The sequence below is a fragment of the Bacteroides timonensis genome, assembly GCF_000513195.1.
GTDB lineage: Bacteria > Bacteroidota > Bacteroidia > Bacteroidales > Bacteroidaceae > Bacteroides > Bacteroides timonensis.
The window spans coordinates 257,591-275,234 of the sequence record NZ_CBVI010000001.1 but is presented as its reverse complement, the minus strand read 5'-3'; the positions used below and the strand labels follow the sequence as shown (position 1 = coordinate 275,234).

General features: G+C 39.5%; 8 protein-coding genes. 7 read left to right on the top strand and 1 reads right to left on the bottom strand.

Annotated features, from left to right (window positions below; translation table 11 throughout):
- Nucleotides 1-238: 238 nt before the first annotated feature.
- From BN161_RS00995 to BN161_RS00980, 5 genes are all read left to right on the top strand, one after another.
- The gene (locus tag BN161_RS00995; protein WP_081743598.1) at nt 239-3,493 is read left to right on the top strand and encodes a SusC/RagA family TonB-linked outer membrane protein; all 3,255 of its coding nucleotides are present in this window, start codon (nt 239-241) and stop codon (nt 3,491-3,493) included.
- A 12-nt stretch (nt 3,494-3,505) separates the two neighbouring features.
- Entirely contained in the window at nt 3,506-5,581 is a 2,076-nt protein-coding gene (locus BN161_RS00990; RefSeq protein ID WP_044262269.1) for a RagB/SusD family nutrient uptake outer membrane protein, read from the top strand.
- A 27-nt stretch (nt 5,582-5,608) separates the two neighbouring features.
- Nucleotides 5,609-7,255 carry a DUF5123 domain-containing protein gene (locus BN161_RS00985; protein WP_044262268.1) on the top strand — a complete coding sequence of 549 codons (1,647 nt, stop codon included), beginning with the start codon at nt 5,609-5,611 and terminating at the stop codon, nt 7,253-7,255.
- A 205-nt stretch (nt 7,256-7,460) separates the two neighbouring features.
- On the top strand, nt 7,461-7,685 hold the full coding sequence (locus tag BN161_RS30265; RefSeq protein ID WP_244436370.1) for a hypothetical protein: 225 nt from the start codon (nt 7,461-7,463) through the stop codon (nt 7,683-7,685).
- Nucleotides 7,679-8,767 (top strand): glycoside hydrolase family 3 C-terminal domain-containing protein, encoded by a 1,089-nt coding sequence (locus tag BN161_RS00980; RefSeq protein WP_244436374.1) that lies wholly within the window; start codon nt 7,679-7,681, stop codon nt 8,765-8,767. Before BN161_RS30265 ends, BN161_RS00980 begins: the two co-directional genes overlap by 7 nt.
- 28 nt (nt 8,768-8,795) lie before the next feature.
- On the opposite strand, the gene BN161_RS00975 is transcribed toward BN161_RS00980, so the two are convergent.
- The gene (locus tag BN161_RS00975; protein ID WP_044262267.1) at nt 8,796-13,211 is read right to left on the bottom strand and encodes a hybrid sensor histidine kinase/response regulator transcription factor; all 4,416 of its coding nucleotides are present in this window, start codon (nt 13,209-13,211) and stop codon (nt 8,796-8,798) included.
- 381 nt (nt 13,212-13,592) lie between these two features.
- Between BN161_RS00975 and BN161_RS00970 the strand changes: the two genes are divergently transcribed.
- Together BN161_RS00970 and BN161_RS00965 are read left to right on the top strand one after the other, a co-directional pair.
- Nucleotides 13,593-14,306, top strand: a complete 714-nt coding sequence (locus tag BN161_RS00970; RefSeq protein WP_125910710.1) for a hypothetical protein — start codon at nt 13,593-13,595, stop codon at nt 14,304-14,306.
- A 43-nt stretch (nt 14,307-14,349) separates the two neighbouring features.
- On the top strand, nt 14,350-17,628 hold the full coding sequence (locus tag BN161_RS00965) for a SusC/RagA family TonB-linked outer membrane protein (RefSeq protein ID WP_044262265.1): 3,279 nt from the start codon (nt 14,350-14,352) through the stop codon (nt 17,626-17,628).
- Nucleotides 17,629-17,644 lie beyond the last annotated feature (16 nt).

Below are 17,644 nucleotides of genomic sequence, written 5' to 3'. Positions count from 1 at the left end.
AACATATTGACATTTTTTGCATGTGGAATCCCGGGCTTGTGAAAGTCTGGGATTTTTTTGTTAAAACTACTCAGTTATAGTCTCAAACTGAATTATTACTCCCTTTCTGGATGATTTTACTCTTTAAATACTCTTCTAATTCTGAATTTTGCAAAAGAATTAATAACACAGGTTAAGTTAAGAAATGAAAAGCTTTACGAAAAACACTGTACTTATTGTTTAACTAAATAATACTATCATGAAACAAGAAATCGAAAAGATGAAGAGCAGGTTACTTCTGTTGGCATTCATTTTAATGGTGCCTATTGGAGTGTTTGCTCAAAACATTACGGTAAAAGGTAATGTGACTGATTCGGAAGGAGAACCGATTATCGGTGCCACTGTTATGGAAAAAGGTAAAAGCCAGAATGGTGTCATCACTGACTTAGATGGTAATTTTACTCTGAATGTGTCAGGTAAAGGAAAAAAGATTGTTATTACCTATATAGGTATGAAAACGGAAGAAGTGGATGCGGTAACCGGAAAGACTTTGAAGATTGTCTTGAAGGATGATTCGCAAACACTGGACGAAGTAGTAGTAGTTGCCGTAGGTTATGGTAACGCACGCAAGAAAGATTTGACTGGCGCTATTTCTTCCGTAGGTGAGAAAACATTGAAAAACATCCCAACTACTTCAGCTTCAAGTGCCATTACGGGACGTCTGGCGGGTGTAAGCGTTATTACAACTGAAGGTTCACCGGATGCAGCCGTTAATATTCGCGTACGTGGTGGTGGTTCTATCACGCAGAGCAATGAGCCGCTGTTCATTGTAGATGGATTTCAGGTGAGTAATATTAATGATATTCCTCCGACGGATATTGAAAGCATTGATGTGTTGAAGGACGCTTCTTCTACTGCCATTTATGGTGCTAAAGGAGCTAATGGTGTAATTTTGGTTACTACAAAAGGTGGTCGTGCCGGTAAGACAGAAGTGACATTCAATGCATCATTGGGTTTGAACCGTTTCTATAATGAAACTGAGGTTCTTTCTCCCTATGAATATGTTTACTATCAGCGTGAATTGGACCCGGCTAAGAATGCAGGCTTTTTTGACCGCTATGGGCAGTGGGAAGATGTCGATATTTATAAAGGTAAAGAAGGGCTCAACTGGCAACGTAAATTGTTTGATCGTACCGGATTGAAGCAGAGCTACAACGTAAACATTAACGGTGGTAGTGAGTCTTTGATTTATAGTATAAGCTACACACGTGATGATGAAACTTATATTATGCAAACATCCAAATATCGCCGTGATAATCTGAACTTGAAGTTAAGCAAGAATTTTAATAAAAAGTTGAGATTGGATCTTAATGCTAAAATGAGTAATAATGTTATTGACGGGCCCAGTGTATCCAGTGGTTCCAAACTACGTGACTGCGTGAAGTATCCCCCTATTGGTACGCTTACTGACCTAACGGAAGACGATCTGGCTGGTGATAATGAATTGATCCCTGAAAATATCAGTAACTTGAATGACCCCTTCTACAATATTACCAACGAGTATAAGAAGCAGTCCAAGTTCAATAATACCTATAATGTTGCTTTAATATGGGACGTTATTAAAGGATTACAGTGGCGTGCAGAAGGCACTTATGGCTTTACTTTTGATCGTACTGATAATATTTATCTGAAGAATACAGGTGAAGCGAATGGTAAGGCCGGACAGCCTGTTGCCTATCGTCAATATTGGAATGGTTCAAAATGGACATTTCGTACTTTGCTGACTTATAAATTCAAGTTGAAAAAGCATCATTTTGACGTTATGGGCGGTATAGAAGCTAATAACTCTGAAAAGGATGATATGAAAGTCAATTCAGACTATTATCCGGGTGATTATTTGGCTAATGACATTCTGGCTATGTGGAACAATGGTACTGCAGAACCCACTTATACGACCATTAATGAACCCGACCGCAGCATGTCCTATTTCGGTCGTGCCAATTACATTCTGAATGATCGTTACTATCTGACTTTTACGTTGCGTGCAGACGGTACTAATGTGTTTGCACCTGGAAATAAGTGGGGTATTTTCCCTGCTGCATCTGCTGCATGGCGTATTTCGGACGAAAGTTTCATGGAATGGTCTAAAGACTGGTTGTCCACTCTGAAAATGCGTGCCAGTTACGGTAAGTCCGGTAATGCTCGTGTCGGTTCCTATTGGCGTCAGACTTATAGTCCGGTAACTTCTACTAAGAATCTTTATTATCAGAATGAGATTGGACAGAGTAGCTTGCAACCTGCCAAACGTCTGCGTAATGAAAATCTGACCTGGGAGTCTAAGTTCTCAACGAATGTAGGTTTTGACTTAGGTTTCTTCAGTAATCGTATAAATCTGACATTTGATTATTATAATGATGTTACTAAGGATTTGATTATGGAAGTGCAGTTGCCCTCTAATGCAGGTTATAGTAGCCAGTACCAAAATCTTGGTCAGACCACTAATCGCGGTGTAGAGTTGTCGTTGAATGCGAATCTCGTTCAGACGAAAGATTTCTATCTTGACTTTAATTTTAATATTGCTTTCAATAAGAATAAGGTAGATGCATTGTATGGTGCCAATGGCGACGAGATGATTCTTTCTGGTGGTGGAACAGAGACTGGTAGCGATAACTATCGTGTTTTTGTAGGCCAGGAAGTTGGTTTGATGTACGGTTATGTGTCTGATGGTATGTATTCTTTTGATGATTTCACTTTCAATCCTACCACTAAAAAGTGGGATATTGTGACGACTAAAGATGAAAATGGTGTACCAATCGTTACAGATTGTTCGGGTGTACTTTCTCGTGCAGGAGGTTATTTCGGACCTGGTCACATGAAATTGAAGGACTTGAATGGTGATGGAGTTATTGATGCTGATAATGACCGTAAAGTAATCGGTCATGCGTTGCCGAAACACACCGGTGGTTTTAGTTTTAATGCCGGTTGGAAAGGTTTCGATGTTACAGCGATGTTCAACTGGTCGTATGGTAATGATATTCTGAATATCAATAAAGTAGACTACACATCTTATACAGGTTCTAAACGTTATCAGAATCTGAGTAATGATATGAGATTGGCAAATCGTTTTACAACAATAGATCCTGTTACAGGACTTAATATCTATTATGGTGAATATGCCAACCCTGAACGTTTGCAGGAAATTAATTCCAATGCTTCCATCTGGCATCCGTTAATGAACAATACGATTACCACAGACTGGTTGGTAGAAGACGGTTCGTTTTTGCGCTTAGGCGTTCTGACGCTGGGATATACTCTTCCGAAATATTGGACTCAAAAGTTCGGTGTGAAGAGCCTGCGTGTCTATGCTACTGGAAATAATTTATTCTGTCTGACAGGATATAGCGGTCAGGATCCGGAAGTAAATACAAGTTCCAGCAATATGACTCCTGGTTATGACCGTTCGGCTTATCCGAAGTCCAGATCCTATATTTTTGGATTAAATGTTACATTCTAAACTAATAAACTTATGAAATTACAGAATATAGTATATGTATTGACGGTGGGAGGTGCGCTGTTAACCTCTTGCAGCGATTTTCTTGATACGGAATCTCCCTCGGTACAAAGTAGTACTGTTACTTTTGAGAATGAAGGTATGACGCGTTCGGCTATTATGGGAGTTTACTCCGAATTAGCAGGTACGTATGTTTATGGACAGAAAATGTCGGTTAACTGGCAAGGGGTTTCTGATATTGAATTGGCTAGTGGTTATGCTACTGACCCATCCAAAGATCTGACAAGTGATACAGGGGCGGCCAATTATTATTGTGATTGGTACAACAAGACCCTGCAATGGGGATACATTTTCAAAATGGCAGAATTGGCCAGTACGGCTGTGGATGGCATTCGTGCTTCAGCGCTTTATAAAAGTGGTAATGCGGCGATGAAGCGTTATTTGGGTGAGGCTTTAACATTGCGTTCATTGTCTTATTTTGAATTGGTTAGGCGTTGGGGAGATATTCCTTTTAAGGAAGGTATGTCCAACTCGGATCTTTCCAATGTATATATGGGAAAGATTAATCGTGATAGTATTTATTCAAGTATTGTTCGTGACATGCAGGAGGCAGTAAACTATTTGCCTTGGGTAGGAGAAAATTCTGATTATAATTGCGAACGTGTGAATAAAGGATTTGCCAAGGGATTATTGGCTCGTATTGCTCTTTTCGCAGGAGGATGGTCTGTTCGTGACGGTAATCAGTTTCCTGATGATTCTAATGTAGAACACTATCCTAATGTTGAAGGAAATCCCGGTATGGAGGAAGTAGGAGGTTATTATGTTGGTAGACCTAAGAATTGGCGTGATTATTATGAAATAGCCGAGCAGCAATGTGCTGAAATTATTGGTGCTCCGGAGAATCCTCATCAATTGGATCCTGATTATGGACATATCTGGAAAACAGTTTGTGGCTTGAATTATAACGAATATAATGAGAATCTTTTTGAAGTAGCTAATGGAGTAGGGTATAGTGGTGACATCGGTACATTGATGGGACGTACAATGGACGGTGGAATCGGGTATGGCAGCCGTGGTTTCGGTGGTTCTTATGTATGTTCAAATGCTTATTATTTCTATTCATTCTCTCCGACTGATACTCGTCGTGATTATGCTTGTTACTGGCCTCAGTATAAGAAAGATTCAGATGCGAAGAGAAATCGTGAGGTGATGCAGACTGATATAATGAACGTGAAATTGGGCAAATGGGGCTTCTTCTGGACTTCTAATGCATATCGTTCTATAGCACAAACAGCTACGGCTCGTACTCCTACTGGTATTAACTGGATTGTGATGCGTTATTCAGATGTCTTACTGATGTTTGCTGAAGCTCGTTATATGTTGGGTAAAGGAATTGATTCAAATAGTGAAATAGCTAATATCAGTGCACGCAACGCATTGGAACAAGTTCGTACGAGAGCTTTCGGTGCCGGTTCTGAAGAAGTAAATAAATATGATGCTGATTTCTTTGAGGCTATTGTTAACGAACGTGCCTGGGAACTGGGTGGTGAAGGTATCCGTAAATTGGATTTAGTTCGTTGGGGATTACTCGATTCTAAAATAGAGGATATGAAAAAGGCGATGCTTTATTTGCTGGACGGTACTCATACCATACAAATCTTCGATAAAACGTATGAACCAACTGATTTCCCGGTGAAAGTGTACTATAGATATGATAAGGAAGGTGAATTCATAGATTTGTCTTCAGCCAATTTCTATCGTAACTTGGCCGATAATCCCGATACGGAAGTTTATTCGGAAGCGAATTGGTTTCCCCGTTCTTATTGGAATTTGGCCGAAGGTAAAGAAAGTTCTTTAGTTGATAATTCTGTAAAGATATTGTCTTGTGCCACTGGTTTGCGTAAATCTTATGATTATACGGAATTGCTGGGTACTTTGAAGTATGGCGAGTTGATTCAGGCTAAGTTGAATCTGATAGATATAGGTAATGAGATCTGTAATTATCGTCATTTCCATTCTATCTATTATGATGATATCTATAAGTCAAAAGGGTATTTGAAGAATTCTTATGGATATGATAAGCAAAAATAAAAAGTTAACTTATTAAAGAATGAATATATGAAACTTAGAAATATATATTATATCTTATTGGGAGTTCTGGCATTTTCTGCCGTTGCTTGCCAGGAGGATGCCAATGACTGGGGGATAGAACCAGGTCATGACCGGTTATTCCGTACTACTGAATTTAAAGTGACTGATAATACATCTCCTACTTCTATAATGTTAAGTTACAGAGGTATAACGGATGCTTCAAAGTATATTTTTGAATTTAGTAAAGGAGATAGTCTGGAATTTACAAATATTGTGAAGACTGTAGAAATTCTGGCAGATACCTTGACACCGTATCGCCAGGAGACTACTGCGGTTAAAACGGAATATCGTACATTGTTCACAGACTTGGATGGAACCAGCCGTTATTCAGTACGTGTAAAAGCGATAGATGGAAAAACAGGTAAAGAGTCCGGTTATGTGGGACTTTTCTTTGAAACTCCGGATGAGCAGATATTTACGGAGGTTATTCCTTCTACTTCCGGTGCTGTCTTGAAGTGGAAAGCCGATAAGACCGCTACTCATATCCGCCATGCCGAATTGAAGTTTACGGTGGAAGGAGAAGGGGAAGAACAGACTGTTTTGATTGATACAGTATGGGTAGAACCCGCTCACGAGTTAACAGCAACTGAAAAACAGGCAGGAACTTATTCCATTAAAGACTTGAAGGCAGGAACTAATTATCTGGCATATATCCTGAATGGCGATGTGCTTAGAGGCAAATATAGATTTTTGACACTGGGCTCTTCTGTAGGAGAAACAATAGACGTACAATCAGGAGATGACATTAATGCTTTGCTAGCTTCTGCTCCGGTAGGACCGGTAACTCTGGCTTTCAAAGGTGGAGAAAGCTATACGTTTGGTGAGATCACTGTGCCGACAAATGTGAAGGCTCTTTATATGGCAGGTAATGTGATTGACGGTCAGCTGCCTCAATTGACGGCTACCAAAATGACATTTGCTGCTCCGCTGGGAACTGTGAAATGGCAGAATATCGATTTGATAAGTGACGGACAATCTCAATTCTTCATTGAAATAGGCAATACGAATTGCTTCAGTACTATAGCCTTTGAGGGATGTCATATCAGTGAAATTCCACGTAGCCTTGTGCGTTTGAACAGTGGTGATGTAGAAATAAGTGGTATTACAATCAGTAATTGTATTGTGAAGAATGTAGCATTGAGCGGCTATGGTCTGTTCAATTTCGGTAAAGCTAAATCTCTGAAGAAACTCGTTATTGAAAACTCTACGCTTTGTGAGATTGGTGATCAGTTGATGGATGTTCGTTTTGTTATTGATGAAATAAAAATGAATAAATGTATCTTCTGTAATTATACAATTGGCATGCCGAAGGTATTCCGTTTGGATAAGCAACCGAAGTCTATTGCTGTGACAAGCACTGTCTTTACCGGAACGAATGGTGGCAGCAAGATCAATTCTGGGAATAGTGACTACTCAGGCTTCCTCGATTTCTCTGGTTGCTATTTGACTTCTGACTTCCAGGTAGACTCCAGACCGTTCACGAATGCCAAGTCTTTGTCTATGACATCTCTGGAATTATTCGTAGATCCGATGAATGGGGATTTCCATTACAAACCGGAATTGAAATTTGAGGGTGAAGGCAAAGCCGGTGACCCGAGATGGTGGATACAATAGGTAAGATTCTATATAGGAAAGATTGTTAATGATGGAGGGAGGTTGTTCATATGAACAACCTCCTTTTGTGTTTAATCTGCTCTGAGAAACTTTTCGAATTTTGGGATAGTGCACTTATAGTACCTGAATTTCCCCCATAATACCTAATTTCCCCGGGTGTATTTGCATAAAATGATTAACAATAACTCTATAAAAGTAACAGACTATGAAACGATGGATTTTGATTGGTATGGTCATAGCTTCCGGTATGACTATACAGGCACAAAACAAATTGCCCAAAAAGTTTCCTTACCAGGATACAAGTTTAACTGCAGAAGAATGGGCGGATGATTTGCTCAAAACAGGGGAGGCTGTTACGGAAGTGCAGCAATCCACCCCATTCTTATTTAATACCGATGGGGCTGCTCCTTTTGCACGGGAGTTATTTTAAGAGGATTTTCTGCTGAATATCGTTCTGTATTTCATCCGGAAAAAACGGAAGACGTTGTTTTTCGTATTCAGATGCGAGGCGCCTATGAACTTTATATTAATGGTAAACTGGTTAAGGAAGACGAAGGAGCCGTAAAGCAAATGACTTCCATTTATACGTTGAAGGCAGAATCAGGAAAGTCTTATGATATTTTATTAAAGTATCGTCATTTTGACAAAACGGCAAATCTTAGCTTTGATATGGGAGTAAATGCTCAGATAGATGTGAAAGGATTGTTGGAGCGTATCAAAGATGTAGATGTAGTTATCTTTGCGGGTGGTATCTCTCCGGCACTGGAAGGAGAAGAAATGCCTGTGGATGCAGCTGGTTTCAGGGGAGGAGGTCGCACCGAAATCGAGTTGCCGGCTGTACAGCGACGTGTTGTTGAGGCTTTGAAAACTGCTGGAAAACGGATTGTGTTTGTTTATTTCTCCGGTGCAGCTATAGCTTTGGAGCCGGAAAGTCTGAATTGTGAGGCTATCCTGCAAGCATGGTATCCCGGGCAAGCTGGTGGTCAGGCTGTTGTCGAAGTTTTGTTCGGCGATTACAATCCGGCTGGAAAATTACCATTGACATTCTATCGTAACCTGGCGCAGATTCCGGATTTTGAGGATTATAATATGACCGGATACAGGTACATGAAAGAGACTCCTTTGTTCCCATTTGGTCATGGACTTAGTTATACTACATTCAAATATGGAAAGTTAAAAATGAATGGTGATAAAATTGCTGCCGGTCAAAATCTGAACGTGGTGATTCCTGTAACTAATACAGGAAGTCGGGATGGAGATGAAGTGGTACTGGTCTATCTTAAAAGAATGAATGATACAGAGGGACCGGTTAAAACGTTGCGTGCTTTTAAGCGTGTGTGTATTCCGGCAGGTAAGACGGTTGAGGTTAAATTATCTTTGGATGATACCCAGTTGGAATGGTGGGATGAACAGAGCAATACAATGAGAGTTTGCCCGGGAAACTATACTGTTATGATAGGAGGTACTTCCTGTGAGAAGAGTTTATTATCACGGGCATTTACCATTCGGTAAAATTATGGAGAGATGATAGCTGAAATGTTCAACTATCATCTCTTTTATTTTCTTTGTATTCCGAAGGCGTCATTCCCATTTGTCTTTTGAAACACTTTCCGAAATATTTAGGATCGTTGAAGCCTGTCATGTAAGCCACTTGTGAAAAGTTATATTCTCCGCTGTCTATTAATTGTACGGCACGTTTAATTCTAATTTCGCGTATGAAGTCCACGGGAGACAGACCGATGATGGATTTTAGTTTCTGATAGAAGACAGAACGTCCTAAATTCAGTAACTGGGCAAATTTGTCGACTGTAAGTTCTGAGTTTTCCATTTGCTCTTCCATTACTTGCATCACTTGCTGCATGAACTGCTCATCGTATGAAATGATCTGAGGTTGCGAGGGGGTCAGTTTCTCTTCCAGAGTGGTTTCCTGAGTATTGTTTAATTTTTCCGACCATGCTTTCCAGTAGATTTCCTGCAATTCTTTACGTTGGTGAAGCAAAGACTTGATACGGATTTTTAGATACGTTGCACTGAAGGGCTTGGTGATATAATCGTCTATCCCTTGTTCCAGTCCTGATATGCGATCATCCAGCGATGATTTGGCAGAAAGCAGAATGATAGGTATGTGACATATTTCTCTGTTCTCCTTAATATTCTTTACCATATCAAGGCCATCCATAGCAGGCATCATAATGTCACTGATAATCAGATCGGGAATATATTCCCGGGCTTGGTCCAATCCTTCTTGTCCATTGGTGGCGGTGATTACCCGATAACTTTCTGACAAGATATCTGATAAGAAGTTTCTTAGTTCTACGTTATCTTCGACAATTAAGATGGATATGGGGTCTTCTTCATTCGATATCTGATTCGGTTCATTGGCTGTCTCTGAAGGAGTAATGTCAGCCATTGAAGCTATTTCAACCATGGGTCTTATTTCATTTTTCTTTTCAGCGGGGGCTGAATTTCCGTCATTCAATATAAACTCTGTATTTTCTCTTCCCTCATAAACTTTTTGATTCATTGGTAATATAACGGTAAACTCGCTGCCTACACCGGGTTGACTTTTTACTTCAATGTTGCCACAATGTAGTTCTATCAGTTCTTTAACAAGTGATAGTCCTATGCCTGACGAGGGCTGCAATATGTTGAATTTTACCAATGTTTCAAAGCGTTGGAAAAGTGTTTGCTGTTTTTGAAGATCAATACCAATGCCTTCGTCTTTTATGGAAACAATTAATCTGCTACTTTCCACATTGGCAATGACGGTGATAGACTTATTGGCCGGAGTGTACTTGAATGCATTGGATAACAAATTAAAAATGATTTTTTCAAACTTATCCTGATCGATCCTGGTTTCTATAGCTTCCTGGTTTGTTTCCAATTGGTAATTGATATTCTTTTCTTCAGCAATAAGGCGGAAGTTATCCATTACTTTTTGTAATAGACTGAGGACGTCTGTCTTTTCCAGCAGCACTTTCATTTTTTTATTCTCTATTTTCCGGAAGTCCAATATCTGGTTTACTAAATGCAACATACGCTCCGTATTCTTGTGCACCAGGGTTAAATGTTTACGGGCATTGGCTGTGAGAGTTTCGTGTTCCAGAATTTCACTAACCGGACTGGCTATGAGTGTTAACGGAGTACGTAATTCATGCGAAATATCGGTGAAAAAACGCAATTTTATATTTGCCAGTTGTTGTTCAATATTTATCTGATGACGTAACCGGTATATGTAGAGAATGATATAGACGATAGTTGCTGTAGATAACACAAATAATACGACATATAGAATCCATGCCCAGTATGTCTCCCAAAAGGTTGGAAGCACGGTTATAGGCAGGATACGTGCTTTTTCCATCCATACTCCGTCACTGTTGGTGGAACGTATTTGTAATTCATATTCTCCCGGAGGCAGGTTGATATAGCTGGCTGAACGGCTGTTATCAACTTCATTCCATTTTTCTTCCAATCCTTTCAGACGGTAAGCATAGCTGATTGATTCCGGAGCTACATAATCCAGAGCTGCAAATTGGAAAGTAACATTGCGCTCGGATGGTTTCAGCCGTAGTTCTTCCAGATCATTAATATCTAAATTCTGGGAAGTTCCCTGTATTTTAAACCCGGTGAATACAATGGGAGGAACATAGCTACTTTTCTGAAGGTGTTCGGGACTAATTTTGAGTATTCCGATGTCTGTTCCTAATAGCAATTGATTATTTTCCAGCACAGGAGCTGCCTCTGTAAAGTAAAGCTCTTGTTGCATGTACTTTTTATCATAATATTCAAATGTTTCCTTTTCCGGATTGAAACGGGTGAGGGCATTTTCTGAAATTACCCATAAGCTTCCTTCTTTATCTTCTATCATAGACTGGACTAGGTCGGATGGTAAGCCATCTTTTGTCGTATAAGGTTTAAATTCGATGTGTTCACTTAATAGATTTTCAGAAAGGATTTTATTGATTCCTCCGGTAAATGTAAGAATGTAAGTTGCTTTCCTGTTATCTGTGTAGACATAGGTAACATCATTGCTGCTGAGGCTGGATACTTCATTCGGGTGACGTAGATTTCTATAGAAACAGATATCTTCCGGTTGATTAAATTCACTGGAGAAAGTCAACAAGCCCTCCGTAGTGCAGACAAGAATGGCATTATTAACTTCGGTGATGTAACGTACTTTGGTAAAATGGTTTTTAGGGTATTCCTTCAGCTGATTATCATTATGTATGAAACGAATTTCTCCTTCAGCTGTTTCCTCTAATAAATTTAGCCCTCCACCATAGCAGCCTATCCAGATTCGTTTCTGGTGGTCCTGATAAATACTGTAAATACTATTATAGCTCAAACTATACGGATCGTTTTCCTGGTGAGTAAATTGACGTATCTGAAAATGATCTTTGCTGTCTCTTGTTAATCGGAAAAGACCATCCAATTTACTTCCCATCCAGATGATTCCATTTTCATCTTCCATAAAACAATAGATGTTCTTTTGGAAAGATATGGGCTGTGAACTGATGCTACCTTCGGGAGTCAGATATCCTTTTAAACTTCCATCCGGTTGATAAATTCGTACATATCCTTTTTTGCTGGCTGTCCAAAGCTCATTTTTTTCGTCTATCAGGAAAGCACGTGTCTCAAAACCGGTATCCATGGCTTGCAGAGAGCATGCGTATGTAGAAAATGAGATTTTTGTAACATCCCAGTGATTGCATATCCAGAGATTGCCTTGTTGATCTAAAAAAGAGTTCAGAATAACGGGGGTGAATTTTGTTTCAGGATTATTGTAATCAGTATAATAAGATTTCAGTTGTTTGTTTTTTCGGTCATAATAGGAGAATCCACCTCTATGCGGGACCATCCACAGTGTTCCTTGCTTATCTTCAAATATCAGGTCGCGGCTTAAGCGTTCGGCTTTCGGCAGGTCTTCTTTCGGAGTAATATAATGTTGTTTCTCTTCTGTTTCTAAATTGTAACGTACTACTCCGGGCATATCGGAGTATAACCATAATTCTCCGAAACTATCTTTGAATACAGACAAAACTTCGATGGAGGGATTAGTAGGAGTACGGGGATCTATTAACCGGTATCTTTGATCTTTTGCAAAGTAAATATAGAGCCCGTTGTCTGTGCAAAGTCCTATGCTGTCTTTTCCCAGTCTATTGATAGAATTGATAGTATTGGAGGTTGAAAAGGGCATTTCATGAAATTGAAGTTGCTGTGTCTGGGGGAGATATATTACTAGCTGGTTGTTGGCAGATACCAGATATATATTGCCGTTATCCTCTTTGATATTCTTGAATGGGATATCGGATTCTATATTCTTTTTGCCAATGATAGAAACTCCTTTGTTGGTTAATATCCACTCGTCACCATCGCTATCTTGAAAAATGGTGATTATTTGATCTCCTTTCAGATTCTTCTCTTCGATACTATATAAGGTTATTCCTTCTCCTTCCTGATCTTTGAATGCTTGTTCGTCGATGCGGAATGCTCCACGGTCACATACGACCCAACTTACTCCTTTAGGTAGTGCATAGACACTCTGCACAGCGTAGGTCTGCTGTTTGGGGTCTTCGTAAGGACGTAAGATGTCTATGAATTTCTCTCGGCGGCTATCGAACAGATAGACTCGCGAGTCATAAGTCTGACACCAAATGTCACAGGTTTGTGTCTGTATGATTTTGGCTATGCGGTTACTGGTTAAGGTACATCCGTCTCCCGGAAATGCTTTATAGTTCTTGAAAGTGTATCCGTCGAATTTATTTAAGCCATTCCAAGTGGAAAACCAGATAAATCCTTTGGAATCTTGTAGGATGTTAGTGACAGACCTTTGTGCCAATCCGTTATAAGCGGAGAAACGTTGAATTTGGCAAATCGGTTGTGCAATGGCTACACAAGGGATAAAAAGACAAATCAATATTAAATAATAGACTTGTAGTATAATGCACTTTTTCATAGTATTGACTGATTTGTTACTGTTGCGCAAAGATACGAATTATCCATTTTATTACTATGTATTAGAGGAGGAAATATGGATGTGGAATTATTAGGTGACTATGTGGAATATTTGTTTTTCCCACCTTGGTTATGTGGACTACAATTAGCCAGAAAGCTGTTTTTAAGCATTAAGAACATTCGTTTCCACCTATTGCGATAATTTTTCCCCCTTTAACCAAATGCCTTTTCTGACTTTTGCATCAAAAAATACAAGTGATATTTTCTTAAAAATCAAAAAGCTATACTATGAATATGAAACGCACATCAGTTAATAGTAGCAAGCATTTTGATTATATAAAGAAAATATTCCTATTGTTAACTATTACAAATTAATATTCTTATGAAAAACAAAAGTTTAAACTTCTCGGGGCTAAAACAAATGTGTTGCTATGCTCTATCTTTGGTTTGTTTTACATTTTTCGGATGTGCTAATGAGCTTCCTTTGAATGAGGTGGATAATGCTACAACAGGGAGAGTAAGTACTCGTACTGAGCTATCGGATACTATAACTGTTGGAGGCATACAATATGAAGTTCTTGACTGTTTTAGCTTTATAACCACTATCGGATGTGTCTATGCTACTACTACATCGCACTTGGATATTAGAATAAGCTATCCTACTGTTAATTCGCAAGGTTTAATGGTTTATAAGGAATCTCAAGATTACTATAATTACCATTTTAGCGGTACTAATATTTATGAATGGTGTAATCCCATTGTGTCTATAGTGGAGGATCAATTAGATATAGATGATAAGATATGTGCGCCTGTTGATGGATCTGATACTTATTTATATCTGGATATAACGGCAAATGATGGTCCATATACCTGGGGAGGAGAAAAAGAACATATCTGGATTAGATATTATTTTACACATAAAGATTATAAGTTTAAATATCTTATGTTAGAAAATAGCAAAGATGACCCACAGCATTACAAGGCTCGTCTTGCTGTACCATTCAATTCTGCTGATGCTTGTGGGTATATATATTTAGGTGATGTTCGGATTTCAGACAGCTATGGAAATTGGGGACCTATGTATTTAGATTATTGAAAAAAGAGGAAATTAATTCTATTGTTTAACCAAATATTCTATTATGAAACAAAATTTTAGAAGTATGAAAAGCAAATTAATCCTTTTGCTGGCACTACTTTCGTTTGTGCCGATTGGGGCGTTTGCTCAGAACATTACTGTGAAAGGCACTGTACTCGATGGAACGGGTGAAACGATTATCGGTGCTACGGTAGTGGAAAAGGGTAATACCTCCAATGGTGTTACTACTAATTTGGACGGTCAGTTTACATTGACTCTTCCTAAAGGAAAGAAATTAGTGATTTCTTATGTCGGCATGGAAACTCAGGAGGTGGACGCTGTTGCCGGAAAAGACTTGAAAATTGTATTGAAAGATGATTCACAGGCACTTGAAGAGGTGGTGGTTATCGGTTACGGTGGCAGTAAGGCAAGAAAGGATTTGACGGGTTCTGTTGGTTCTATTTCGGGTGCCAAGTTGGCGGCTGTTCCTGTTACATCTGCTGCGGTAGCTTTGCAAGGTAAGATTGCCGGTGTACAGGTAACTACGGTAGATGGTGCTCCGGGAGCTGATATTAACATCCGCGTCAGAGGGGGTACGTCAGTAACCCAAAGTAATGACCCCCTTTATATTGTTGATGGTTTTCAGCAAGATAACATCAATGATATTCCTCCTTCGGATATCGCTTCTATCGATGTCTTGAAAGATGCCTCCTTGACGGCCATTTATGGTGCGAAGGGTGGTAACGGTGTAGTAGTGGTCACTACAAAATCGGCTAAAGAAGGTAAAGTTCAAGTTAGTCTGAATGCACAGATGTCTGTTAGTCACTTGTCTAAGAAGCTGGATTTAATGGATGCTTATGATTTTGTTAACTATCAGTACGGATGGGCTGCTTCTAAAGGCAATCGTTCTGATAAAGCAAAATATTTCCGTGCCAATTTCGGTAATCCTATGGATCTTGATATCTATAAGCGCGCTACTACACACGATTGGCAAGATGAAGTAATGGGGGAAACTCCGTTGAACTACTCTACGAATGTAAATATTGGTGGTGGCTCTGAAAAGTATCGTTTCAACATTTCGTTGACGCAGTCTGAAGATAAAGGTATTATTATGGGGTCAGGAGTACGTCGTACTAACTTGAATATTAAGTTACACACTCAGTTGTCCAAGAACTTGTCACTTCAACTAAATCCGAAAGTTTCTTATCGTCGTGATACCGGTGCGGGTGGTGACAAGATTGGTAGTGGCGGTATTATAGATGTATTGCGTTATCGTCCAACGAACGGTTTACGTGAATTCGCTTACTGGGATCCTGCTACGGTTGACCCGGATGATGAAGCTATCTTTGAATATACTAATCCGAAAAATGATATCAAGGAAAATACTCTGAAGAAGCATTCTTATAGCTACACCAATCAGCTTGCATTAGAGTGGAAGCCTATTGAAGGACTGGTATTGCGTACGGAGGCTGTACATGCCATGTCTTTTAACGATGAAAACCGTTTTTACGGTGCTATGACTGAGGATGGGCAGAAACAAAATAAACTTCCGATTGCCTCTATCAAGAATAAACGTACGGAGAAGTTTACTTGGACTAATACGGCTACGTATGGTTTCGATATTGAAGGTTTGCATAACTTTTCATTCTTGTTAGGTCAGGAGGTGCAAAGCAAGCAGACGAAAGAAACATTCATGAAGAACCGTTATTTTCCTCGCTACATTACAGCTGACAAGGCATTGAATAATATGAATCTTGGTAAACCGTGGGAAAGTACTTCCTCGCTTTCTACTCCTGAACGCACTGCTTCTTTCTTTGGACAGGCCAACTATAATTACGATCATAAGTATTTGCTGTCTGTTACCATGCGTGCCGATGGTTCTACTAAGTTTGCTCCGGGTGAGCAATGGGGCTACTTCCCGGCTGTTTCAGGCGCATGGGTGTTGAGTCAAGAGGGATTCTTGGAAAATAATGAGATTATCAGTAACCTAAAGTTACGTGCAGCTATTGGTTTGGCGGGTAATAATCGTATTGATGACGATATGTGGCGTTATCTCTATTCTGTGAATACGACTTCTGGTCCGGCCTTTGGCGAATCTACAGAGAATGGTGAGCCGTATTATGGATTGGGAGATGGAAAAACTTATCCCAATACCAGAATTAAATGGGAAACCACATTGACTCGTAATGTCGCTTTTGACCTGGGTCTTTTTAACGACCGTTTGACTATTACACCGGAATTTTATTGGAATACCACGAAAGATTTGCTCTATACTTCAGATGTGCCTACAGTGTCAGGCTATACCAAGCAGATGCGTAATATCGGTCAGGTAACGAATAAAGGTTTTGAATTGAGTATTAACGGTGATATTCTTCGTGGCAAGGATTATGTATTTAGTGGTAACTTTACATTCGGTTTCAATAAGATGATAGTTGACAAACTGAATGATACCGATGATGTGATTTGGGATCAAAATGACCGTTGGAAATCTAATTACAATGATTATTGTCTGAGAGTAGGTGACCAAGTAGGCTTGATTTATGGTTTTGTGTATGACGGTCTTTATGGCATGGATGAGTTTGATTTCGACCCAAATCAGAACTTCTTGGCTATTCCTAAAAAGGGTACAATTATCAATACTGTATATGATAGCAGTAATTCAGGCGATCCTACACTTCCGGGTAAAATCAAATTTAAGGATATTAGCGGACCTGATGGAAAACCGGATGGTGTGATTGATGAGAACGACCGTACAGTAATTGGTAATACTAATCCAAAGTTTCAAGGTGGTTTTGGCTTCAACGGACAGTGGAAAAACTTGGACTTCACCATCAACTTCAACTATATGTACGGATTTGATGTGAACAATGCTACTGCTTATCAGTTGTCTTCTTCAGAAAGTAACGATAAGAAGTTCTATAATGTACTTTCCAAGTTCAAGGATAGTTGGCATTATTTTAATCCTGCTGATGGTGAACACTACTATAAGAATACTAATGTAGAAAATTCAGTAGACGTTTATGGAGCTGCCAATGCGGGAGTTACTTTGTGGAATCCGACTGATGTGACAAAGAAGGTTACACATTCTTATTTCATTGAAGACGGTTCATTCCTTCGTTGCCAGGATATTACGGTTGGTTATACGCTGCCTAAGAAGCTGACTCAGAAATGGGGAATGTCTAAGGTCCGTTTTTATGCTAGTGGCTCCAATCTCTTTATTATTACCGGATATTCCGGCTATGACCCAGAAGTGGATGTGCAGACCGGCCTGACTTGCGGTATGGACTACAACCGTTATCCACGTAGCCGTAGTTTTGTGTTTGGTACTAATATTACTTTCTAATTAACTAAAACAGATA